Genomic DNA, 23,382 nt, shown 5'->3' with positions numbered 1-23,382 from the left:
TGGATGCCGTCCCACAACTACCGCAGCTGCCGCTTCTCCAGCTTCCGCGCCAGCGTGCGCCGGTGCATGCCGAGCCGCCGCGCGGTTTCGGAGATGTTGAAGCCCGTTTCGACGAGCGTCTGGTGGATATGCTCCCACTCGACGGTCTTGATCGACGACGGCCGGGCGTCCAGCGGCGCATCGACATTGCCCTCGGCGCGATCGAACGCCGCCTCGATGTCGTCGGTGTTCGACGGCTTGGCGAGATAATAGGAGGCGCCCAGCTTGATCGCCTCGACCGCGGTCGCGATGCTCGCGAAACCGGTCAGGACGACGATCCGCATCGCGGGGTCGGCGGCGCGCAGCGTCTGGACGCAGGCCAGCCCGGAGGCGCCACCCAGCTTCAGGTCGACCACCGCATAGCCCGGCCGATAGTCGGCTAGCACCGCCTCCATCGCGTCGGGGCTCGCCGCGGTGCGCACATCGTAATCGCGCCGCTCGAACGAGCGCTTCAGCGTCCGCGCGAACGCCTCGTCGTCCTCGACGATCAGCAATTGCCGCCTGCCGGTCATGGCGCCTCTCCCTCGCCCTGCGCGATAGCCGAAAGCGGCAACAGGATGCGCACGAGCGCACCGCCCGCGTCGCGGTTCGCGACGCTCGCGCCGCCGCCCAGCTTGCGCAGCACGTTGACGAGCAAGAACAGCCCCAGCCCGCCGCCCGGCCGCCCCTTGGTCGAACGATAGGGCTGGCCGAAATGTTCGAGCATCTCGTCGCTGAACCCCGGCCCGCGGTCGGCGATCTCGATCACCGCCATGTCGCCGTCGCGCGAGGCGGTGACGCCGATCCAATCGGGCGACACCTCGGCCGCATTGTCCATGACGTTGCCGATCACCTGCCGCAGCGCGGGGTCGGAGACGATGGCGACGTCGGCGCCGAACAGATCGTTGAATTCGACCGTCCCCGGCAGCCGCCCGGCGCGCGAATCCTCGACGATGTCGGTCAGGAAGGCGCGCATCGTCGTCAGCCGCGGCGCGACGCCGCGCGCCTCGCCCGCCGACATCAATATGCCGCTGACGATCGTCTTGCAGCGCCCCACCGCGGCATCCATGTCGACGAGATCCGCCTGCAACTCGCCATCCTTGGCGAGCCGCGGCGCGCTCCGCCAGTCGCCGATCAGCACCGACAGCGTCGACAGCGGCGTCCCCAGTTCGTGCGCCGCGCCCGACGCGAGCAGGCCCATGCGGACGATATGATCCTCCTCCGCCGCGCGCTGGCGCGCCGCCGCGAGCGCCGCGTCGCGGTCGCGCAGATTGCGGCTGATCCGCGTGACGAAGGCGACGAGCAGCACCGCGATCAGCACGAAGCAGACGAGGCTGCCCTGGAGGTAAAGGCCGAGCGGATCGGCGGCGTAGCGCGCGGGGAGCAGCAGCGGCGTCGGGTCGACGCGCAGCGCCGCGAGCGCGGCGAGCGTCGCCGCGACGATCGCCCACGACGAACGCGGCGTCAGCAGGATCGCGCCGATCACGACCTGGAGCAGGAAGAGCGAGGCGAAGGGGTTGGAAAGCCCGCCGCTATGGTGAAGCTGCCACGCCAGCGCCGCGACGTCGAACAGCAGCGCGGCGGTCAGTTCGATGTTGGTGACCGTGCGCCCGCGGCGGAGCAATCCAAGGCTGACGATGTTGATCGCGACCAGCACCGCGACCGCCGCGAGCAGCGGCGCCAGCGGCAGCGCGATGCCCATCAGCCCGATGACGACGCCGATCGTCGCGAGCTGGCCGCCGACCGCGAGCCAGCGGAGCTGGATCAGCAACGTCATGTTGCGGCGGCCGGCGTCGGCTTCCGGCAGCGCGGGCATCGGGGGCTGCATGGTCATCGGGCGTTACTATTGGACCGAAGCCGCGCCGGACGCCACAGCAACCAGGCGAAAAACAGGCTGAGCGCGGCGAGCGCGAACCAGGTCAGCGCATAGACGAGATGGCTATCGCGAAAGCGCACCACGGTCAGCCCGCCGACCGGATAGCCGCCCGCATTGGGCGCGGCGTCCGCATCGAGGAAATAGGGGGCGACGCGCCGCAACCCACGCGCGCTGGCGATGGCCGCGACGTCGCGCGAATACCAGCGCCCCGCCGCCGCATCGTTGGCGCGCAGAAAGGCGCCGCCGGGCTCGCTGATGCGCAGCAGCCCCGTCACGGTGACCATTCCGCCCCGATTCCCCGCGGCGCGCGTCGTCGCAGCGCGCTTGTCCGGCGGCACGAAGCCGCGGTTGACGAGCAGGGTAAAGCCCGGCGTCTCGAGCGGGGTCAGGACCCAATAGCCCGCGCCGCGTGTCGTCACCGCCTGCACCAAAGTCTCGCGATCGTGGCGAAAGCGGCCGGTCGCGCTGATCCGGCGATAGGCATCGCGCGACGCCGAAATGCCCGGCCACTCGGCCGACCCCGGCGCGGCGACCGGCGGCCGATGGGTGCGCGCATCGACCGCGGCGATCAGTTCGTGCTTCCACGCGCGCCGCTCGACCTGCCAGATGCCGAGCGCGACGAAGCCCGCCGCGAACAGCAGCGCCAGCGCCGTCAGCAGCCGGCGTTTCACGGCAACTGGTTCATGTCGTGCGGCATCGGCATCATGTTGGTGTTGAGGTGGTGCATCACCCACAGCGACCCCGCGAGCGCGATACCGAGGACGATGATCGTGAAGACGAGCGAGATCAGCGACCAGCCGCCTTCGGCCTTCGGCGTCATATGGAGGAAGAAGACCATATGGACGACGATCTGCGCCATCGCGAAGCCCATGATGATCGCCGCGGTGGCGCCCGCCGAGAGCGGCATCGTCATCACCAGCCAAAAGGGGATGGCGGTCAGCACGACCGACAGCGCGAAGCCGATCAGATAATCGCGCAGCGAGGCGTGCGGCATCTCGATCTCGTGCGGGTGGTCCGCATGACCGGGGGTGGATTCGCGGCTCATTGGAGCATTCCCATCAGATAGACGATCGTGAAGACGCCGATCCAGACGACGTCGAGGAAGTGCCAGAACATCGAAAGGCACATGACGCGGCGCTTGTTCGCGGCGATCAGCCCGTGCTTGTTCAGCTGGACCATCAGCGTGATCAGCCAGACGATGCCGAAGGTGACGTGCAGCCCGTGCGTCCCGACCAGCGTGAAGAAGGCGGAGAGGAAAGCGCTGCGCTGCGGCGTCGCGCCGATATGGATCAGGTGCCGGAACTCGTAGAGCTCGATCGCGAGGAAGGCGGCGCCGAACAGCGCCGTCACCGCGAGCCAAATCTGCGTGCCGCGCACCTTGCCTTGCTGCATCTGAAGCACCGCGAAACCAAAGGTGATCGACGAGATGAGCAGCATCGCGGTGTTGAGCGCGACGAGCGGCAGCTCGAACAGGTCCTTCGGCGCCGGCCCCGCGGCATAATTGCCGCCGAGCACGGCGTAGCAGGCGAACAGGATCGCAAAGATGAGGCAGTCGCTCATCAGATAGATCCAGAAGCCCAGCATCGTGCTGTGCCCCTCGGGATGGGCATGTTCGTCGAGGTCGTAGAAGCGCAGCTCTTCGTCCGCGGCGGCGAGGGTCTTGGTGCTCATGTCAGGCTCCCGTCGCCGCGAGCTGGCGGGTGCGCGCGTCTTCGACCGCCGCGACGGTCGCCGCCGGAATGTCGAAATCGCGCTTGTAGTTGAAGGTGTGGACGATCGCCGCGCCGATCAGCGCGATGAAGCTCGCCGCCACGAGCCACCAGATATGCCAGACGAGCGCGAAACCCATCACCAGGCTGATCCCCGCGAGGATGATCCCCGCGCCGGTGTTGCTCGGCATGTGGATGTCGCGGAAGCCCGTCACCGGGCGGCCGTGGCCGCGCCGCTTCATGTCGTGCCACGCGTCGAGGTCGTGGATCACCGGCGTGAAGGCGAAATTATAGTCGGGCGGCGGCGAGCTGGTCGCCCATTCGAGCGTGCGCCCGTCCCACGGATCACCGGTCTCGTCGCGAAGCTGGTCGCGGCGCCAGATGCTGACCGCGAACTGGACGAGCATCGCCGCGATGCCGACCGCGATCACCGCGGCGCCGATGCCGGCGACGACGAACCAGATCTGCAGGCTCGGGTCGTCGAACACCCGCATCCGGCGGGTGACCCCCATCAGGCCGAGGATATAGAGCGGCATGAAGGCGAGCCAGAAGCCGACGACCCAGCACCAGAAGCTGATCTTGCCCCAGAAGACGTCGAGCTTGAAACCGAACGCCTTGGGCCACCAGTAATTGATCGCCGCGAACAGGCCGAACAATACACCGCCGATGATGACGTTGTGGAAATGCGCGACGAGGAACAGCGAGTTGTGCAGCACGAAGTCGGCGGGGGGCACCGCGAGCAGCACCCCGGTCATGCCGCCGACGACGAAGGTCAGCATGAAGGCGACCGTCCACATCATCGGCAGCTCGAAGCGGATGCGGCCGCGGTACATGGTGAACAGCCAGTTGAAGAGCTTCGCGCCGGTCGGGATCGAGATCACCATCGTCGTGATGCCGAAGAAGCTGTTGACGCTCGCCCCCGACCCCATGGTGAAGAAATGGTGCAGCCACACGAGATAGCTGAGAATGGTGATACAGATCGTGGCGTAAACCATCGATGTATAACCGAAAAGCCGCTTGCCCGAGAAGGTCGAGGTGACTTCGGAGAAGACCCCGAACAGCGGCAGGATCAGGATATAGACTTCGGGGTGACCCCAGATCCAGATCAGGTTCACATACATCATCGGCGAGCCGCCGAAGTCGTTGGTGAAGAAATTGGTGCCGGCATAGCGATCGAGGGTCAGCAGCGCGAGCGTCGCGGTGAGCACCGGGAAGGTCGCGACGATCAGGATGTTGGCGCAGAGGCTGGTCCAGGTGAAGACCGGCATCTTCATCAGCCGCATGCCCGGCGCGCGCAGCTTGAGCATCGTCACGATCAGGTTGATGCCTGACAAGGTCGTGCCCACGCCGGCGATCTGGAGCGACCAGATATAATAATCGACCCCGACATTGGGACTGTAGGCGATCCCCGACAGCGGCGGATAGGCGAGCCAGCCGGTCTGCGCGAATTCGCCGACGAACAGCGAGATCATGCACAATACCGCGCCCGCGGTCGTCATCCAGAAGCTGAAATTGTTGAGGAAGGGAAAGCTGACGTCGCGCGCGCCGATCTGCAGCGGCACGATATAGTTCATCAGGCCGGTGATGAACGGCATCGCGACGAAGAAGATCATGATGACGCCGTGCGCGGTGAACACCTGGTCATAATGGTGCGCGGGCAGATAGCCCTCGGACCCGCCGAACGCCATCGCCTGCTGGAGCCGCATCATGATCGCGTCCGAAAAGCCGCGCAGGAACATGATGAGGCCGAGGATCATGTACATGATCCCGATCCGCTTGTGGTCGACGGTGGTGAACCATTCCTTCCACAAATAGCCCCAGAGGCGGTATTTGGTGATCGCGGCGACGAGCGCGAGACCGCCGATCGCGACCGCGATGAAGGTGATGACGAGGATCGGCTCGTGCAGCGGCAGCGCGTCGAGCGACAGCTTGCCGAGCAGGGGGCCGGTTTCGGGAGCGGGATGCGGGGTCATGACGATCTCTTGCAGGCGATCAGGAATGCGGCGGCGCGGAGCGGTCGGCGAAGGCGGTCTGTTTGAGGCCGGCGCCGGTCAGCGGGGCCAGGTCGACGGGAGTCGCGTCGGGGCGGTCGCCGCTCGCGATCAGCGGCGAACTGCACAGCGCGCCGACGTAGCGCCGGCCCCAATAGCCGGGCTCGGTGCCGCGCGCGGCGAACTTGTCGTAGGTCAGGCTGCGGACGTTGCCGATCCCCGCGACGCCGGCGCCGCCCGCGGCGTCGATCGACATCATGTCGTGCATGCACATCTTACCCGGCTCGACGCACATGTTGACGACGGCGTCGAACAGTTGCGGATCGACCGACGCGAAGCGCTGCGCCGCCACCTTCTCGCTCGGCTTTTCGAGCTTGAGATAAACGGCGCGGTCGAGCGTGCCTCCCCCCGCCTTGGTCGCCGCGACCCACGCCGCGAAATCGGCGTCGGACAGGCTCTTCACCGCGAAGCGCATGTCCGAAAAGCCCGCGCCCGAATAATTGGCCGAGAAACCCGTATATTGCCCGGTATTGTTGAACACGCCGTGAAGCTTGGTCTCCATCCCCGGCATCGCGTAGATCTGCCCGGCGAGCGCGGGAATGTAGAAGCTGTTCATGACCGAGGAGGCGGAGATGCGGAAGCGTACCGGACGATGCGCGGGAAGCGCGAGTTCGTTGACGGTCGCGATGCCCTGTTCGGGGTAGATGAACAGCCATTTCCAGTCGAGCGCGACGACCTGAACCTCGACCGGCCGCACCTCGGCCGTCACCGCCTGCCCCGGCGCGGTGCGCGCGAGCGGGCGATAGGGGTCGAGCAGGTGCGTCGCGACCCAGGTCAGCGCGCCGAGACAGATGATGATGAGCAGCGGCGCCGCCCAGATCACCAGTTCGAGCTGGGTCGAATGGTCCCAGTCGGGCTTATAGGTCGCCTCCTTGTTCGCGGCGCGATAGCGCCACGCGAAAAGCACCGTCAGGATCATCACCGGGACGATGATCAGCAGCATCAGCGCGGTCGAGATCAGGATCAGATTGCCCTGCTGGCGTGCGACGTCGCCGGCGGGGTCGAGCACGACCATATTGCATCCGGCGAGCAGCGGCAGCAGGCCGAGCGGCGCCAGCAGCTTGAATCGGGCGGTCGAACGGGGAAGCATCTTGGGCATATGGCGCGCCTAGGCCTGGTTTGTTGCAGTGCACATAGGACATTTTGTCCAATCCCCCCGCGGGGCGCTTTGGCGCAGGGGGCATTCCATCATGGGGCCTTGCCCCTGTTTCCGACTCGCGCGCCCATGTGCTAGGGTGCCAGCAGCAGGACCCGAAGATCAATGTCTGCCGATACCGCGCCCAATACGAGCCCTCATACGACGCAGGCCGAACGCGATGCCCGCGCGCTGCACGACGACGGCCACAGCCTCGCGCCCGCGGAGATCGCGATCGGCGTGATCATCGGGCGAACCTCCGAATTCTTCGACTTCTTCGTCTATGCCATCGCCTCGGTGCTGGTGTTCCCGAAGCTGGTGTTCCCGCACCTCGATCCGCTGACGGGCACGCTCTGGTCCTTCGCCATCTTCGCCCTCGCCTTCGCCGCGCGCCCGGTCGGCACCGTCATCTTCACCGCGATCGACCGCAGCTATGGCCGCGGCGCAAAGCTGACCATCGCGCTCTTCCTGCTCGGCGGCTCGACCGCGGCGATCGCCTTCCTGCCAAGCTATGAGACGGCCGGCCTCGGCGCCGCGCTGCTCCTCGCGCTGTTCCGCATGGGCCAGGGCGTCGCGCTCGGCGGCTCGTGGGACGGGCTCGCCTCGCTGCTCGCGATCAACGCGCCCGAGGGCAAGCGCGGCTGGTACGCGATGATCCCGCAGCTCGGCGCCCCGCTCGGCCTGATCGTCGCCAGCCTGCTCTTCATGTTCCTGATCGCGGCGCTGCCGGCGCAGGATTTCCTCGACTGGGGCTGGCGCTATCCCTTCTTCGTCGCCTTCGCGATCAACGTCGTCGCGCTGTTCGCGCGGCTGCGCATCGTCGTGACCCCCGAATATGAGCAAGGCTTCGCAAACCGCGATCTCGAACCCGCGCCGCTCCTCGAAACCGTGCGTTCGGAATGGCGGGTCATCGTCGCGGGCGCCTTCGCGCCGCTCGCGAGCTTCGCCCTCTTTCACATGGTCACCGTCTTTCCGCTGTCGTGGGTGTTCCTCTTCACCGACGAGACCCCGGTGCGCTTCCTGATGATCGAGGCGATCGCCGCGGTCTTCGGCGTCGCCGCGATCATCGCTTCGGGCACCATCGCCGACCGCATCGGGCGGCGCACCCTGCTCGGCGCGACCGCCGCCGCGATCGCGGCGTTCAGCGGCTTCGCCCCGCAGCTCCTCGGCGCGGGCGAGGTCGGCGAGGCCGCGTTCATGATCCTCGGCTTCATCCTCCTGGGCCTCGCCTTCGGCCAGTCGTCGGGAGCCTTGTCGTCGAACTTCCACCCCCGCCACCGCTACACCGGATCGGCCTTCACCTCCGATCTCGCCTGGCTGTTCGGCGCGGGCTTCGCGCCGATGGTCGCGCTGTGGCTGTCGAGCGAGTTCGGCCTGCTCGCCGCGGGGGCCTATCTCCTCTCGGGGGCGATCGGCACGCTCGTCGCGCTGTGGCTCAACCGCGAACTCGCACGCACGATCGACTGAGCGGCTTCCATCGAAATACCCCCCTTTTCCGAGCCTCGGGAAGGGCGGCTCATGATCCTCCCCGTCGCGTAGCGATGGGGAGGTGGCAGCGGCGTAGCCGCTACGGAGGGGCCGAGCGCGCAGCGCTCGCTGCGCTCGCAGCCCCTCCACCGCCTTCGGCGGTCCCCCTCCCCACCGCTTCGCGGCAGGGAGGATATCATGTCCAGATCGGTGGAGAGAAATCCGATCACCTTTCGGCCGCCGCCCACATCTCCGCACCCTTGACAAAACAGGTCGACCCGTCTGTATTGGACTCGGAGGACGCATTCATGGTCAAACCCCTGTTCAAGGCAGCATCGATAGCGGCGATCGCGGCGGCGGGCATCGCGCCCGCAATGGCGAAGGAGGGCGACGCCCAAGTCGTCGAACTCCGGCAGTACAAGCTGGCCGAGGGGCGTCGCGACGCCTTCGTCGAGCTGTTCGAGGACAGGTTCGTCGAAAGCCAGGAGGCGCTCGGCATGCGGCTCGTCGGCCAGTTTCGCGACCATGCCGACCCCGACCGCTTCACCTGGATTCGCGCCTTCGCGGACATGCCGTCGCGCGCGACGGGGCTGAACGCCTTCTATTTCGGCCCGGTCTGGCAGGCGAACCGCGAGGCGGCGAACCCGATGCTCGTCGACAACGACAATGTCCTGCTGCTGCGCCCCGCCGCACCCGACCTCGCCTTCGCGCCCGCCGCGCCGCGCGAAGCCGCCGGCGCGCCGGGCGGCGCGGTATGGGTGGTCATCGAATATCTGTGGAAGACGCCCGACGAAGGTTTCGCCGCCTTCTTCGATGAGCGGATGAAGCCGGCGCTGGCCGCAGCCGGATTGAAGGTCGTCGGCGCCTATGTGCCGCTCGCCGAGCCCAATAATTTCCCGCGCCTTCCGGTCCGCGACGACCGCAAACTGCTCGTCTGGTTCGTGCGCGGCGACAGCCATGCAGCGATCGAGGCCGCGCTCGCCTCGGCGCGAGCGTCGCCGCGCTGGCGGGCCGAGGTCGAAGCGCCGCTGCGCGATGCCGAGGAGCGCGCGCCGCAGATATTGCGCCTCGACCCGACCCCGCGCTCGGCGCTGCGCTGACGGGAGGGGCGACATGAAGGGACTGCATGATTTCGCCTTTCAGACCGGCGACTGGCGGGTGCGGCACCGCAAGCTGCGCCAGCGGCTCGCGGGGAGCGACGACTGGCACGAATTCGGCGGCACCTGCCGCGGCTGGGAAATGCTCGGCGGCGCGGGCAATGTAGACGATCATTGGCTCGATGACCCCGCGGGCGCGTACGCCGCCGCGACGGTGCGGCGCGCCGATCCCGCGACCGGCATCTGGACGATCTGGTGGATCGACCTGCGCTTTCCGGGTCTCGCCGCGCCGCTCGACGGCCGCTTCGAGGATGGCATCGGCACCTTCTTCGGCAAGGACGAATGGCAGGGCCGGCCGATCGACATGCGCTTCATCTGGTCCCGGATCACCCCGGCGTCGGCGCGGTGGGAGCAGGCCTTCTCCGCCGACGGCGGCGCCAGCTGGGAAACGAACTGGATCATGGACTTCACCCGCGCATGACCGCCTATACGCTGTTCGGCAGCCTCCATTCGGGCCATTCCTACAAGGCGCGGCTCGCGCTGCTGCTGCTCGGGATCGATCATGATTATCGCGCGATCGACATCGCGGTGCCGCGCGCCGCGCGCGATCCCGAATGGCGGCGCCACAGCCGCTTCGGCGAAGTGCCGGTGCTGATCGCGAACGGCGTCCCCATCGTCCAGTCCGACGCGATCCTCCTCCACCTCTGCCGCACGCATGGCGCGCTCGGCTGGCCGGAGCAGGCCGACGGCGTCACGAGCTGGCTGTTTTGGGAAGCCAACCGCATCGGCTTCTCGCTGCCCAACTACCGCTTTCACGCCCTGTTCGGCGATGGTCCGGGCACTGCGGTGATGGCGTGGCTGCGCGGCCGGATGCTGGCCGATCTCGCGGCGCTCGAGGAGGCGGTGACGGCGTCTCCCTTTCTGCTCGGCGACGCGCTCACCGCCGCCGATATCGCGTGCGGCGCCTATCTTCTCTACCGCGACCTCCCCGGCCTCGACCTAGAGATCTATCCCGCGATAAGCGCCTGGCTCGCGCGCATCGAGGCCCGTCCCGGCTGGCGCGCGCCTCAGGACGTGATGGGATAAGCGCCTCCGCGCGTGCAACGATCCGGCCCCAGAACTCGTTTCTGGTCCATCGCGGGAGACGAACAATGAGCGATCGCTTCAAGGTGGGCGACCATGTCGGATGGAACTCCGAAGCCGGGCACGTCAGCGGCCACATCCTCAAGATCCATACCAGCAACGTCGATTACAAGGGCTATACGCATCACGCGAGCCCGTCCGAACCGCAATATGAGATCAAGAGCGACAAGACCGACCATGTCGCGATGCACAAGGGGTCGGCCCTGCGCAAGATCGCGGACTGACGCCTACAGGCCCAGCGAGCACACCGCCGCCCGGACGTGCGGCACCAGTTCGGCCTCGAACCACGGATTCTTCGCCAACCAGGGCTGATTGCGCGGCGAAGGGTGCGGCAGGGGAAGAAAGCCCGAAGGCAGATAATCGCGCCAGGCGCGCACGGTCTCGGCCAGCGTCGCCCTGCGGCTGCGGCCCAGATACCAGGCCTGCGCATAGTGCCCGACCAGCACGGTCAGCCCGATATCGGGCAACAGCGCCGTCAGCCTGCCATGCCACAGCGGCGCGCATTCGGGTCGCGGCGGATTGTCGCCCGACCCAGCCTTGCCGGGATAGCAGAAGCCCATCGGGGCGATCGCGACCTTCGCCGGATCATAGAAGGCGGCGGGCGTCAGCCCGAGCCAGTCGCGAAGCCGCCGGCCCGAGGCATCGTCCCACGGAATGCCCGTTTCGTGCACCTTGCTGCCGGGCGCCTGCCCGACGATGCAAAGCCGCGCGGTTTCCGCCGCCTGCACGACCGGGCGCGGACCGCAGGGCAGATCGTCGGAGCAGCGCCGGCACGCGCGGATATCGTCGAGCAATTGGCTCAGCGGATTCGCATTCACAGCGACCTAAGCCCTCAACAGCCGCATCAGGATCGCGACCGTCGCGTCGAGCCGCTCGGGTGACTGCTCGGCCTTCGCCATCGTCATCGCGCCCGAATAGGCGGCGACGATGAAGCCCGCGAGATCGTGCGCGCTGACGCCGGCGAAGGCGGACGGCTCGGGTTCCGCCGCCAGCCGCGATGCGATCGTCCGCTGCCAGTCGGCGAAGATCGCCTGCAAGGCCTCGCGGAAATCCGAATCCGAAAAGGCGAGCTCGACCGCCAGATTGTTGACCGGGCAGCCGCGCACGAAGCCCTGCGCGCGCAAGTCGCCGCTCGTCGCGCCGATCGCGTCCCGTACCCCCTGGGCGACCGTCGGCGCCGCGAGCAGCGGGTCGAGCCACGCCTCGCGCAGCGCGCCCGACACGCGGTCGTTCACCACCGCGAGGCCCAGCGCCTTCTTCGATTCGAAATGATGGTGGAAAGCGCCGCTCGACACCTCCGCGACGCGCTTCACATCCTGCACCGACGTATCGTGATAGCCGCGCGCCTGGAACAGGTCGGCCGCGGCGTCGAGGATGCGCGCGCGCATCCCCTCGGGGTCATTGATCCTCAGCTTGCCGCGGCTTTTTCGTTCCATCGCATCCATCATTAGGCGATTTTCGGACCGGCGAACAGCATCAGCCCAGCGGCAGTTCGGTCGTCGACTTGATCTCGGAGAGCGCGACGGTCGAATTGATTTCCTGCACCCCCGGCAGCTTGCTCAACTGGTCGAAGAAGAAGCGCTCATAGGCGTCGATGTCCTTCGCGACGACGCGCAGCATGAAGTCCATCGACCCCATCAGCACATAGGCGTCGAGCACCTCGGGAAAGGCGCGGATCGCCTCGCTGAACTCGTCGAGGTTGGCGCGGCCGTGCGCGTTGAGCTTCACCTGCGCGAACACATGCGCGTTCAATCCGACCTTGCGGCGGTCGACCACCGCGACGCGCTTGCGGATGAACCCCTCGCGCTCGAGCCGGTCGATCCGCCGCCAGCAAGGCGAGGAGGAGAGCCCGACGCGCTCGGCGATCTCGGCCGTCGTCTGATTCGCGTCACGCTGCAGTTCGCGGAGGATCTTTTTCTCGAATGGATCAAGGTCGGTCATAATATTCCCATATCACCGATTATCCGGTCATAACATCCCCATATTTGCGCAAATCCGCGGCAATGCGCGAAAGATTATCCTCGTCGGCGGTGCGATGATCCCGGCTCCACTCGAAGGAGCAATGACGATGGTTTCCCGCCCTGCCCGCCTGACCCCGCCCGTCGAATGCGTGCGGCTTTTCGACGCCGCCAGCGGGCTCGACGGCGTCATCGCCATCCACTCGACCGCGCTCGGGCCGGGCGCGGGCGGTTGCCGCCTGTGGAGCTATGACGACATGGACGCGGCGCTCGCCGACGCGCTGCGGCTCGCCGAGGGGATGAGCTACAAGAACGCCCTCGCCGGGCTGCCCTTCGGGGGCGCCAAGGCGGTGCTGCGCCGGCCCGCGGGCGATTTCGACCGCGCCGCGCTGTTCCGCGCCTTCGGCGAGGTGGTCGAAAGGCTCGGCGGTCTTTACGTGACCGCCGAGGATGTCGGCACCAGCGTCGACGACATGCACGAGGTCGCACGCGTCTCGCGCCACGTCGCGGGCCTGCACGCGAAGGACGGCCGTGCCGGCGGCGACCCCTCGCCGTGGACCGCGCTCGGCGTGTTCGAGGCGATGAGGGCCGCGGCGCGCTTCGCGCTGGGCAGCGAGCTCGAAGGCCTGACCGTCGCGGTGCAGGGCACCGGCAATGTCGGCGCCGACCTCTGCCGCCGCCTCGCAGGCGCGGGCGCGAAGCTGGTGATCGCCGACCCGAATCCCGATCGCCGCGACCGGCTCGCCCATGTTCATGACGCGCGCGTCGTCGGGGTCGACGAAATTGCCCTCGCCGATGCCGACATCTTCGCGCCCTGCGCGCTCGGCGGCGCGCTCGACCGCGACACCGTGAAGCGCATGAAGGCGCGGCTCGTCTGCGGCGCCGCGAACAACCAGCTCGCGACGCCCGACGTCGCCGCGCTGCTGCTCGATCGCGGCATCGCCTACGCCCCCGATTATGTCGTCAACGCGGGCGGGATCATCAACGTGTCCGCCGAATATCTGGGCGAGGATGAAGCGAGCGTCGCCGCGCGCGTTGCCGGAATCGCGCCGCGCGTCGCCGACATTCTCCGCGTTGCCCGGGAGGAAGAGCGCTCCCCCGCCGCGGTCGCCGACGAGATGGCCGAGGCGGTGATCGCGGGCGCCCAGCGCGCTGTCGCGGCGTAAGCGAGCGCGGCGAGTCATAAATATCAGCCGCATCCCCGAGCGAAGACGAGGGGCATTGCCGAGCGAAGTCGAGGCCGCGGCGCCCGCGGGTTCTCGCTTCGCTCGAACGAGCCCCTCGTCTTCGCTCGGGGATGCGGATAGATTAACGAGCTTCGCGCTAGCCCGCGCCCTAATCCAGCAACCGGAACCGCACCGCCGCGCCGCCGCCCGGCGCCAGCGCCAGCGCCAGCGTGTCGGCGCGCGTCACGATCCGCCTGGAGATCGCCAGTGCTTCGGGGTTGGTCCGGTAATCGGCGCCCGGCGCGTCGGCGTATATCTGCGCCTCGTAACGTTTCCCCGCAGCGAGGAAGCTCAGCGGCTGATCGAGGTTGCGCGCTTCCTCGTCGCCGATCGCGCCCAGATACCAGTCGCCGCCGCCGCGCGCCTGCCGCGCGACGACGACATAGTCGCCGATCGCGCCCTGCAGCGTCTTCGACGTCTCCCAGTCGGCCGGCACGTCGCGGATGAAGCGGAAGGCGTCGGGCCGCGCCTCGTAATTCTCGGGAAGGTCGGCGGCCATCTGGATCGGTGAATAGACGACGACATATTCGGCGAGCTGGGTCGCGAGCGTCGACTGCACCCGCCGGGTCAGCGCCTTGCCGCCGCGCACGATGTCGAAGATGCCGGGAGTGAAATCCATCGGCCCGCCGAGCAGCCGCGTGAAGGGCAGGATCGTCATATGCTCGGGCGGATTGCTCGGGTCGCCCCAGGCGTTGAACTCCTGCCCGCGCGCGCCCTCGCGGCTCACCCAATTGGGCCAGGTCCGCCGCAGCCCGGTATCCTTGACCGGTTCGTGGGTATCGATCGCGATATGATGCTTCGCCGCGCGCTGCACGACGTCGAGGTGGTGGCGCACCGCATATTGCCCCGCGAACCACTGCTGCCCGCCCTCGCCGTCGACCATCGTCCCGCTCGGGCGGACATAGCCGGTCTTGATCACCGACACGCCGTGATCGGCATAGAGCTTCAGCGCGGCGTCGAGCTGGCGCGCGTAATTCTCGATAGCGCCGCCGGTCTCGTTATGCCCGATCAGCTTGACCCCCTTCGCCTTTCCGTATCGCGCGATCGCGTCCATGTCGAAATCGGGATAGGCTTCGGTGAAGCTGAACTTGTCGCCGTTGGCGATCCAGTCGCCGTCCCAGCCCCGGTTCCACCCTTCGACGAGCACGCCGTCGAAGCCGTATTTCGCCGCGAAGTCGATATAGCGCTTCACGTTCGCGGTGGTCGCGCCATGTTTCGGCCCGCTGCCCCAGGTCGATTTTTCGAGGTGCATCTCCCACCACACGCCGACATATTTGCCGGGCTTGAACCAAGTCCCGACGTCGGGAAGCTTGCTCGGCTCGTTGAGGTTGAGGGTGATCCGGCTGTCGGCGAGCGCGGCCGGGCTATCGCCCACCAGCACGGTTCGCCACGGCGTCGCGAAGGGCCCGGTCTTCTTCGCCAGCGTCCCGTCGGGCCACGGCATCAGCCAGGCGTCATAGGTTCCCGCGCCGTTGCCGCGAAGCAGCATCGACGGAAAATCGACCAGCGCCGCCTCATGGAAGCTCAGATACAGCCCATTGTCGCCCTTCAGCGTCAGCGGCGTCTCGGCGAGGGTGATCCGGCGCGCATCGCTCTGTTTGTACAGATATTCGTCGCGGTCGACGCCGAGCGCCTCATACCACCACGCCTGATAGGTGCCGACGGTGCGAAACTGGCTGTGATCAGCGGTCACCGCGACCGCCTGCCCCGCGGGGATGGCGGCATAGTCGTAGCGAAAGCCGAAACCGTCGTCGAAGAGGCGGAAGGTCACGCCGACCGCCCGGCTGAGCGGCGTGTCCCCCGCCAGCGTCACCCGGAGTTCGCCATGATCGTCGCGGATCAGCCTTTGCTCGCCCCAGGGCTGTTCCCATGTCGTGTCCGACGCGCCGCGCGCCACATCGGTGATCGCCGCATAGCGCGGGTCGGCCTCGCCCGCGAAGGCGAGCCCCAGCCGCGACGGCGCGATCACCGTCACCTCGCCGCGCGTCACCTCGTAAAGCGCCTTGCCGTCGGCCACCGACACGCAGAGCTCGAGTATCTTGCTCGGCGACCGGACGCATTCGCGCGCCGCGGCGGGGCTCGCGAGCGCCAGCATCGACAGACCGAACAGCAACGGGGTTTTCAGCGTCATCCTATCTCTCTTTCGGGGGGAGGGTCATGTCTGGAAGGCGGCGGCGAGCCGGCGGCGCAGCACCGCGCGCTCGTCGGGCCGCATCGCCCCGAGCGCGCCGCGCAGTCCTTCGGGGATATGGCCCGCCGAGGTCCCGGGGTCGCCGAACACATGCGTCTCGACCATCGCGCGCCAATAGGTCCGCGCGCCCGGCGGCAGGTCCTTCAGCGCGAGCAGCGCGGCAAGGAAGGCGTCGTAGGGCGCATCGCTTCCGCCCCACCAGTAATTGACCATCGCGTTGAACGGATCCCGCGAGGTCACATGGTGCCACCAGTAACGCGGCAGGAACAGCGCATCGCCGGGTTCGAGCAGCGCGACCCGCGCCGCCGCCATCGCCTTGCGAAAGCGCGGGAAGCGCTCGTAATCGGGCGCCTCGGGGTCGACGAGCGACAGCGGCGGCGGGTTGTCCAGCGGCCCGACATAGAGGTTCGCGACCTGTTCGGGCGGGAACAGCAGGAAGCGGCGGCCGCCTGCGATCAAGCAGGCGAGATTATGGTCGCGGTCGTTGTGCGTCTGCGTCTTCACCGCGCCGCCGAGCCACAGCTTCGGCCCGGTGCCGGCGGGCAGCAGCGGCATCGGGTTCTGAACCGCGAAATCGGGCATCGCCTCGGCGAGCGGCAGCATCTGGATCGCGGCGGTCGGCGCTCCCTCGCGCCCGGTCAGCGCCTCGATCCGCGCCAGCGCCTCGCGCAGCGGCGCGTGCCGCCTGGTGAAGGTGAATTCGCGCATGTCGGCGCGGTAGGCGAAACGCCCCCCGGCGCGCGCCGGCGCCTCCATCACCGGGACGGGCACCCCGCGGTCCATCCCCGCCAGATAGGCGATCAGGCGGCCGGGCGACGCGCGCCCGGCCGCCAGCGCGACCCAGTCGTCGAAGAGTCCCTTCAGCACGACGGGGGTTTCCGCCGCGACGATCGCGGCGAAATCGGCGGGCGCCGGCGCGCGCCGCGCCGCGATACGCGGCAGCGCGTCGAGCGGCGACGGCGCATCGCCGGGCGCGTCGAGGCGCGCGGGTTCAGCCACGCGAGGCTTGCGCGATGCGCGCCAGATAGGCGTCATGGGTCGGCTGGCGCAGCACCTGCTCGCGCACGAAGCCCAGCATCTTGCGGAAATGCGCCTTCGCCACATCGGGCGGCAGGCGGTCGGCGGCCGGCCGCCACCCCTCGGGCACGACCCCGAGCCCGGTGAACAGCGCGCGCCATGCGTCGGGCGGCAGGCTCTCGCCCTCCTGCGGCGCGATCTCGCCGCGCGCGCGAAACAGCGCGATCAGATGGTCGAGCTCGGGCGAAAGCGGCACGCGCCGCGCCGCATCCCAGAATGGCCCCGCATGCCGCTGCAAGACGAAATGCGCGGCCTCGAAATCGCGCACCCGCGCGATGTGCATCGCCATCTGCCGGTTATATTCGGCACGCCGCGCCTCCATCGCGCCGCCCGCCGGGAAGCAGGCGATCAGATGGACGAGCCCGAGTTGCAGCGCGTGCAGCGCGAAGCCGTGCAGCGGATCGAACCCCGCCGCCGCCTCGCCGACCCCGACGACATTCGCGGTCCACGGCTCATGGACGAAGCCCGGCGCTACCGTCCGGACCGCCGGCGCTTCGAGCGCGAGCCCGCTCGCCGCACTGGCCGCCTCCAGCGCCTCCTCGTCGCTCGCCGCCGCGCTCGACCAGACATGCGCCACGTGCAGATGCGTCAGCCCCGGATAGAGCGCGGTCCAGCCCTCAGCGCCCGCGCGCACCTCGGCATAGGCCGGCACCGAAGCGAGCCGCGGAGCCCGCGCGGTGAGCATCCGGTCGCCCGGCGCCGCCCACGGCACGAACGCCTCGCCCAGCCCTTCGCGTAGCACCACGCCCTCGCGCGTCGCATCGACGAACAGCGCCGCCGCGATACGCGTCCCGTCGTCGATCCGCAGCGCCGCCACCCCCGCCTCGCCGCGCTCGACGTCGACCGTCTGCGTCTCGGCAATCCGCACTCCCAGATGCCGCGCGATCGCCTTCAGGCTCTTCGCATAGCCCGCGGCGGGCAGATGATAGCCATAGTCGGCGCGGCCATAGCGCGCGCTGGCCTCGTCGGGCAGGAACAGCCGGCCCTGATGCGCCGCGCTCGCGGTCAGCGAGAAATCGTCGAGCCCGACGCCGAGCCGGTGATGCCGCGCCTTCACCCAGTGCGGAAAGAAATCCTCACCCTCGATGCGCGTCCCATATCCGCCGTGCGCGAGCAGCAAGGGTGGCTGTTCCGCCCCGCTCCGGTCGACAATGTTGCGGCCCAGCGTAAACGCCCCGCGCGCGCCGCGCAGCAGTGCCGCCTCGTCGATTCCGATCTGATCGTGCAGCGCCTCGATCGCCGGCCAGGTCGGATAAAGGTCGCCCGGCGCGGCGTCATCGGGCAATGCGACCGCATCGATCTCGACCCCCGCCGGCGCCAGCGCGCGCCGCAGCGCCGCCGCCGCGAGCCACAGCGGCGCGCCGCGCCCGAGGATCGCGACCCCGCTCATGCCGCGCTCGCCGCGATGCCGGGCAAGGCGACGCCCTCCGCCGCGCAAGTGCCGGCGAGGAATTCGGCGAGCGGCGTCATCTCGGCGGCGTTGACCGCGATGCGCTCGGCCAGATCGTCGAGCCGGCGCTGCACTTCGGGCAGCGGCACGCGTTCGGCGATCGGGCTGTGCGCGCGCGGCACGACCCCCTGCCCCTCGAACACCGACAGCCAGCTATCGCGCGAGAAGAGGCCGAGCGCATAGTCGGGGGCGATCGCGCTTTCGCGGAACAGCTCGATCTTGTGCGCCAGGCTGTCGGGCAGCGCCATGTGGCGGACATGATCCCACAGCGGCTCGCCCTCGCGCGCGTTCGCCGCATAATGAAGGACGATGAAATCGCGCGTGCGGTCGTAATGCACTTCGAACAACCGGTTGAACTCGGCGCGCAGCCGCGGATCGACGCGCTGCCCGCGCCGCGGCATCAGCGCGGCGAGGTCGGTCACCGCCGCCTGGATCAGAAAGATGCTCGTCGATTCGAGCGGTTCGAGAAAGCCGCTCGACAGCCCGATCGCGACGGCATTGCCCGCCCAGCCGGCGCCGCGCCGCCCCGCCTGGAAACGCAGCAGCCGCGGCTCGCCCTGCGCCTCGCCGTCGATCGCGCCGCGCAGCGTCCGCTCTGCCTCCTCCTCGCTGCAAAATTCGCTCGCGAAGACATGGCCGTTGCCGATGCGATGCTGGAGCGGGATGCGCCACGTCCACCCGCCAAGCTGCGCGGTGCAGCGCGTGAAGGGCAGCATCGGCGCGGTTCCCGCGCACGGCAGCGCGAGCGCGCGGTCGCACGGCAGCCATTCGCTCCAGTCGTGCCACGGCACCCCCATCGTCTGTCCCAGCAGCAGCGAACGGAAACCCGAGCAGTCGACGAACAGGTCGCCCGCGATCTCGGCCCCGGACTCGAGTGCCAGCGCCGCGACGTCGCCGCTCTCCCCGTCGCGCCGGACGCTGGCGACCTTCCCTTCCAGCCGCCGCACCCCGCGCGTCGTCGTCCATTCGCGCAGATAGCGCGCATAAAGGCCCGCATCGAAATGATAGGCATAGGCATAGGTCGAGCGGATCGAATTCGGGTCTTCGCCCGGATGCTCGAACCCCGCGGCACGGCACACCGCGACCGCGAAGCTGTAATCCTGCAGCGAGCGGCGGTCCGATCCCGCCAGCCGCGCGCGCGCCCAGTGGTGCTGGAAATCGGCGCCGGCCCAGCGCTCGCCGAAGGTGCCGAAGGGGTGAATATAGCGCTCGCCCTCGCGCGCCCAGCCGACGAATTCGATGCCGACCTTGAAGCTCGCCATCGTCGCGCGCATGAATTCGGCCTCGTCGAGCCCGAGCATGTCGTTGAACGTCTTGATGTGCGGCAGCGTCGCCTCGCCCACCCCGACCGTCCCGATCTCGTCGGATTCGATCAGCGTGATGTCGTAATCGGCGGCGGGCAGCAGCCGCGACAGCCCCGCGGCGCACATCCACCCCGCGGTCCCGCCGCCCAATATGACGATCCTGTAGGGGCTGTCCGTCATGGCCGCTCCGCTCGTGCGAAAAAAGGGGCGGCGCCCGGCCGCCCCTTCCCCTTTGGTCAGAATTTCACGCGCGCGCCGAACTGGAAGCGGCGGTCGACCCGGCCCCAGTTGGCGTCGCGATAGACCGGCTTCGCGCCCGGCGTGAGCACCGTGTCGCCGAAGATCTGCTGCTGATAGACGGTCGTCGTGTTGAGCAGATTCTGACCCTCGATCGACAATTCGAGCCACGGCGTCGGCGAGAAGCGGATCGACCCGTCGAGGAAGCCGACCGGCTTCTGGAACACCGGCAAGCCGATGCAGCAGTCGAGATTGTTGGTCAGGAAGCGCGAGCGCCAATTATAGGCGAGGCGCAGCGCGATCGGTCCCTTTTCATAAAGGCCGACGAGGTTGAACGTGTGCTTCGATATCCCTGCGAGCCGGTGCGAGTCGATCACCGCGCCGCGGCCGCCCGATACGTCGAGCCCGGCCCCGAAGCCGCCGGTGCCGCCGCCATCGAGCGCGCCCTGCGTCACCAGGTTCGAATTGTTGATGCCGCTCTGTTCGACCAGCGTGTAGTTCGCCTGCATGCCAAGGCCCGAAAGCGCCCCCGGCAGGAAATCGAAGAAGGTCTGGAAGCCGGTTTCGAAGCCATAGAGCTCGCCGCCGTCCTTCACGTTGCGCGGACCGCGCATCACCACCGTCTGTTCGGACCCGCCATTGTCGAAGGTGCGGATGAACTCGCCGTAGGAGGTGGTGTTGCGCAGCTTCTTGTAGAAGATATCGGCGTGGAACGAGGTGCTGCCCCGATAATGTTCGAAGGTCAGGTCGAACTGGTCGGCGAGGATCGGCTTCAGCCCCGCGAAACCCGATTCGGCGCGGAAGAGGAAATTATAACCGGTGATGTTGCCCGCGCCGTCGCGGACGATGAACGGGCTGTCGGCGGTCGCGTCGATCAGCGGCGCCTGGATCGAGACGAAGTTCCGCAGCAGCCCGAAATCGGGCCGCGCCATCGCGCGCGAATAGCCGAAGCGAATGAAGTTGTGGTCATCGAGCCCGAAGCGCACGTTAAAGCTGGGCAGGACGTTGGTGTAAGATGATTTGAGGTTGTTCGGCGTCCCGCTGCCGTCGGCGAAGGCGATCAGCTCGGGCGTCAGGTAACAGGCCGGGTTGACCACCGCGTCGGGCCCCAGCGGGGTGCCGCACGGCGTCGCGAGCAGCTGCGCGAAGACGTTCGGCTGCGGAAAGCCGACATTGCCGGCGCTGTCGATATTGGTCTGGACGATCCGCACGCCGATGTTGCCGCGCACGTTGACATTGCCCATCATCGCATTGTCGCCGCCGAAGCGCAGCACCGCATAGGCGGCCTTGGTCTTTTCCGTGACCTCCATCACCTCGGACGGGGTGAAGCATCCGACCGTCGCCTCGCCGCGATCGCAGATCGGCGTCCAGCCCGGCAGGATCGGCGGATTGACGTTCGACCCGCGCAGCCCGTCGACCAGCCGGCTGCGATCGCGGATTGCGTCGCGGCCCAGGAAGACGAGGTCGCCATTGTCGTAGGCGGTGCCGTTGTAGAAGCCGCCGCCGAGGCTATAGGGTTCGAACAGGCCGGCGCCATAGCCCTGGAAATCGGGGCGCGCGCCGCAGCCCGCCGGATAGGCGGCCGGGGTGCTGTTGTCGACGTTGAAGCCCGGCCCGTTGCAGTTCCAGCTCGCCGCGATCGGCGTCCAGTTGAAGGTCGAATAGCGGACATTCTGGTTGCGGTCCGAATAGCGCACCCCGACCTTCAGCGAGTCGATCCAGTCATTGCCCTCGAACTCATATTCGGCGTCGGCCTTCAGCGCGAGTTCCTCGGCGTCATTGTCCTCGAGATGCGCCTGGATGAACGGGATCCAGTAGTTGTGCGGATTGGCGAGGCCGCCGTCGGCATAGTTGACGTGCGATCCGGGCAGCAGCGTGATCTCGGGCGTGCCGTCGGCGTTCACGCGATAGTCGTAGTCGGCCATCGACCCCGTCGCGACCAGGATGTCGTCGTTGGTCGTGCTCGCCTTGATCCACTGCGCGTCGAAGTTGAAATGCAGCCGGTCGGTCGCATCCCACTGGAGGTTCGCCGACAGGTCGCGCGTCTTTTCGCGATGGTCGAAATTGCGCGCCTCGTTCTGGAAATACATGCCGTTGGTGCACGCCGCGGGGTCGGGGCAATAATCGACGAAAGGCTGGCCGGGGACCGCCGATCCGGTGTCGGTCATCTCGGCCGCGCTACCGAAACTGCCGCGCCAGCTGCCATAGGCCTGGGTCAATATCCCCGATTGCAGCATGCCGTCGGGGCCGAAGGTGAAGGCGCCGCTGCCCATCTGCGGGCGCAGGATCGTCGAGGCGACCGGGTTGAACGCCGGCGTCCCGTAATAGGTCCCTTCGAGGATCGCATGCGAGGCGTTTTCGAGCCAGGCATTGTGATAGGAGGATTTGATGAACTGCACCGTCGCGCGCACATTGCCGGTCGGGCTTTCATATTGGCCCGCGAGCGCGATGCCCTCGCGCGTGCGGTCGTAATCGACCAGCGAATAGCGCACGCCGTCGGGGGCGAAGGCCCAGCCCGTGCCGCCGAACGGATTGCTGTCGCACGCGACGCTGCCGTCGGCATTGACGATGCCGCTGCCGTCGGGGTTCGTCGCGCCCGACGAGCAATAGCTGCGGATCTTGTCCATGATCACGCTCTCGGTGCGCGTGACGACATGGCTGCGCGCATAGTCGGCCATCAGCCCGAAGCGGCCGATCGGCGTGTCGAACGTCTTGCTCGCCAGCACCGAAAATTCGCCGTTCCACTTGTCCGACCGGTCGCCATAGGTCGCCTTGGCGTTAGCGGTGATCACCAGCCCCGGCTCGTCGAAGGGCAACCGCGTGCGCAGGTCGACCGTCCCGGCGATCCCGCCCTCGATCATGTCGGCGGTCTGGTTCTTGTAGGCATCGACCCGCGCCATCAGTTCGGGCGAGATGTCGTTGAAGTTGAGCCCGCGATAGCTGTCGGCCGAAAAGCTGTCGCGGCCGTTGACCTCGGTGCGCACGAAGGTCAGGCCGCGGATCAGCACGCCCGCAGGCTCGCCCGACGGGTGGGTGCTGTCGTCGGTCGACTGCAGCCGCGACACGGTGATGCCGGGAACGCGCTGCAGCGCGCTCGCCACCGAATTGTCGGGGAAGGCGCCGATGTCGGTCGCGTCGATCGAATCGACGACGGTGTCGGCGTTCTTCTTGCGGTCCTGCGCGCTTTGCAGCGCGGCGCGGACGCCGACGACGACGATCTCGTTGCCCGTGCTGTCCGCCGCCGTGTCGTCGGCGGGCGCCGCCGCTTCCTGCGCCGCGGCCGGCACGGCCATCAGCAACCCCGCCGCCGCCAGCACCGACAGCGACGCGCCACCGCGCAAATCCACGCCTCGTCCGAATCCGTTGAGCATCACGGCTCTCCCCTTCCCTGCTGACCCATTTTTCCGGGCCTTTCGTTCGCACGGACAGACGGCCGATCGCCG

21 protein-coding genes are annotated in these 23,382 nt (G+C 68.0%); 6 read left to right on the top strand and 15 right to left on the bottom strand.

Annotation, left to right across the window (positions count from 1 at the left end; all coding sequences use genetic code 11):
* Positions 1-17 precede the first annotated feature (17 nt).
* The 7 genes from CD928_RS01190 to cyoA are packed head-to-tail and all read right to left on the bottom strand — an operon-like array spanning position 18 to position 6,744.
* A complete protein-coding gene (locus CD928_RS01190; RefSeq protein WP_095383790.1) occupies positions 18-551 on the bottom strand; it encodes a response regulator transcription factor in 534 nt (177 codons plus the stop codon).
* Positions 548-1,852 (bottom strand): ATP-binding protein, encoded by a 1,305-nt coding sequence (locus CD928_RS01185; RefSeq protein WP_176473399.1) that lies wholly within the window; start codon positions 1,850-1,852, stop codon positions 548-550. Before CD928_RS01185 ends, CD928_RS01190 begins: the two co-directional genes overlap by 4 nt.
* On the bottom strand, positions 1,849-2,565 hold the full coding sequence (locus tag CD928_RS01180; protein WP_095383784.1) for an SURF1 family protein: 717 nt from the start codon (positions 2,563-2,565) through the stop codon (positions 1,849-1,851). Before CD928_RS01180 ends, CD928_RS01185 begins: the two co-directional genes overlap by 4 nt.
* Entirely contained in the window at positions 2,562-2,939 is a 378-nt protein-coding gene (gene cyoD, locus CD928_RS01175) for a cytochrome o ubiquinol oxidase subunit IV (protein WP_095383781.1), read from the bottom strand. Before cyoD ends, CD928_RS01180 begins: the two co-directional genes overlap by 4 nt.
* A complete protein-coding gene (gene cyoC / locus CD928_RS01170) occupies positions 2,936-3,565 on the bottom strand; it encodes a cytochrome o ubiquinol oxidase subunit III (RefSeq protein WP_095383778.1) in 630 nt (209 codons plus the stop codon). The genes cyoD and cyoC overlap by 4 nt, the downstream gene beginning before the upstream one ends.
* A 1-nt stretch (position 3,566) precedes the next feature.
* Entirely contained in the window at positions 3,567-5,576 is a 2,010-nt protein-coding gene (gene cyoB, locus CD928_RS01165; protein WP_095383775.1) for a cytochrome o ubiquinol oxidase subunit I, read from the bottom strand.
* Positions 5,577-5,595: 19 nt separating this feature from the next.
* Complete coding sequence (gene cyoA / locus CD928_RS01160) at positions 5,596-6,744, bottom strand: ubiquinol oxidase subunit II (RefSeq protein WP_095385085.1); 1,149 nt, start codon at positions 6,742-6,744, stop codon at positions 5,596-5,598.
* A gap of 171 nt (positions 6,745-6,915) precedes the next feature.
* Between cyoA and CD928_RS01155 the strand changes: the two genes are divergently transcribed.
* The 5 genes from CD928_RS01155 (at position 6,916) to CD928_RS01135 (ending at position 10,720) form a co-directional block, all read left to right on the top strand.
* Entirely contained in the window at positions 6,916-8,256 is a 1,341-nt protein-coding gene (locus CD928_RS01155) for an MFS transporter (RefSeq protein ID WP_095383773.1), read from the top strand.
* 308 nt (positions 8,257-8,564) lie between these two features.
* Positions 8,565-9,356: an NIPSNAP family protein gene (locus tag CD928_RS01150; protein WP_176473398.1), complete on the top strand. Its 792-nt coding sequence runs from the start codon at positions 8,565-8,567 to the stop codon at positions 9,354-9,356.
* Between the two features lie 13 nt (positions 9,357-9,369).
* The gene (locus tag CD928_RS01145) at positions 9,370-9,834 is read left to right on the top strand and encodes a DUF1579 domain-containing protein (protein ID WP_095383768.1); all 465 of its coding nucleotides are present in this window, start codon (positions 9,370-9,372) and stop codon (positions 9,832-9,834) included.
* A complete protein-coding gene (locus CD928_RS01140) occupies positions 9,831-10,439 on the top strand; it encodes a glutathione S-transferase family protein (RefSeq protein ID WP_095383765.1) in 609 nt (202 codons plus the stop codon). The genes CD928_RS01145 and CD928_RS01140 overlap by 4 nt, the downstream gene beginning before the upstream one ends.
* 65 nt (positions 10,440-10,504) lie before the next feature.
* On the top strand, positions 10,505-10,720 hold the full coding sequence (locus CD928_RS01135) for a DUF2945 domain-containing protein (RefSeq protein ID WP_095383762.1): 216 nt from the start codon (positions 10,505-10,507) through the stop codon (positions 10,718-10,720).
* Positions 10,721-10,723: 3 nt separating this feature from the next.
* On the opposite strand, the gene CD928_RS01130 is transcribed toward CD928_RS01135, so the two are convergent.
* Genes CD928_RS01130 through CD928_RS01120 form a run of 3 tightly spaced genes read right to left on the bottom strand, consistent with a single transcriptional unit; the run spans position 10,724 to position 12,437 of the window.
* Positions 10,724-11,314, bottom strand: coding sequence for a uracil-DNA glycosylase family protein (locus CD928_RS01130; protein WP_255247002.1), 591 nt, complete (start codon positions 11,312-11,314; stop codon positions 10,724-10,726).
* A 6-nt stretch (positions 11,315-11,320) separates the two neighbouring features.
* Positions 11,321-11,932: a TetR/AcrR family transcriptional regulator gene (locus CD928_RS01125; protein ID WP_095385080.1), complete on the bottom strand. Its 612-nt coding sequence runs from the start codon at positions 11,930-11,932 to the stop codon at positions 11,321-11,323.
* A 40-nt stretch (positions 11,933-11,972) separates the two neighbouring features.
* Positions 11,973-12,437 carry an Lrp/AsnC family transcriptional regulator gene (locus CD928_RS01120; protein WP_095383759.1) on the bottom strand — a complete coding sequence of 155 codons (465 nt, stop codon included), beginning with the start codon at positions 12,435-12,437 and terminating at the stop codon, positions 11,973-11,975.
* 127 nt (positions 12,438-12,564) lie between these two features.
* Between CD928_RS01120 and CD928_RS01115 the strand changes: the two genes are divergently transcribed.
* Positions 12,565-13,620, top strand: coding sequence for a Glu/Leu/Phe/Val dehydrogenase family protein (locus CD928_RS01115; protein ID WP_095385077.1), 1,056 nt, complete (start codon positions 12,565-12,567; stop codon positions 13,618-13,620).
* A gap of 169 nt (positions 13,621-13,789) precedes the next feature.
* Here the strand turns inward: CD928_RS01115 and CD928_RS01110 are convergent, their stop codons facing one another.
* From CD928_RS01110 to CD928_RS01090, 5 genes are read right to left on the bottom strand one after another with little or no spacing between them, the layout of a single operon-like run.
* Positions 13,790-15,811: a glycoside hydrolase family 97 protein gene (locus tag CD928_RS01110; RefSeq protein WP_095383756.1), complete on the bottom strand. Its 2,022-nt coding sequence runs from the start codon at positions 15,809-15,811 to the stop codon at positions 13,790-13,792.
* Positions 15,812-15,835: 24 nt separating this feature from the next.
* Entirely contained in the window at positions 15,836-16,870 is a 1,035-nt protein-coding gene (locus tag CD928_RS01105; protein WP_255247001.1) for a cupin-like domain-containing protein, read from the bottom strand.
* Entirely contained in the window at positions 16,863-18,338 is a 1,476-nt protein-coding gene (locus tag CD928_RS01100; RefSeq protein ID WP_095385074.1) for a tryptophan 7-halogenase, read from the bottom strand. Before CD928_RS01100 ends, CD928_RS01105 begins: the two co-directional genes overlap by 8 nt.
* Positions 18,335-19,882: a tryptophan halogenase family protein gene (locus tag CD928_RS01095; protein ID WP_095383751.1), complete on the bottom strand. Its 1,548-nt coding sequence runs from the start codon at positions 19,880-19,882 to the stop codon at positions 18,335-18,337. The genes CD928_RS01100 and CD928_RS01095 overlap by 4 nt, the downstream gene beginning before the upstream one ends.
* 56 nt (positions 19,883-19,938) lie before the next feature.
* Positions 19,939-23,310, bottom strand: a complete 3,372-nt coding sequence (locus CD928_RS01090; protein ID WP_095383748.1) for a TonB-dependent receptor — start codon at positions 23,308-23,310, stop codon at positions 19,939-19,941.
* Between the last annotated feature and the right edge of the window lie 72 nt (positions 23,311-23,382).

Origin of the sequence: Sphingopyxis sp. GW247-27LB (assembly GCF_002277025.1) — a bacterium.
In the GTDB taxonomy this organism is placed as follows: domain Bacteria; phylum Pseudomonadota; class Alphaproteobacteria; order Sphingomonadales; family Sphingomonadaceae; genus Sphingopyxis.
This window is presented reverse-complemented; position numbering and strand designations above follow the sequence as displayed.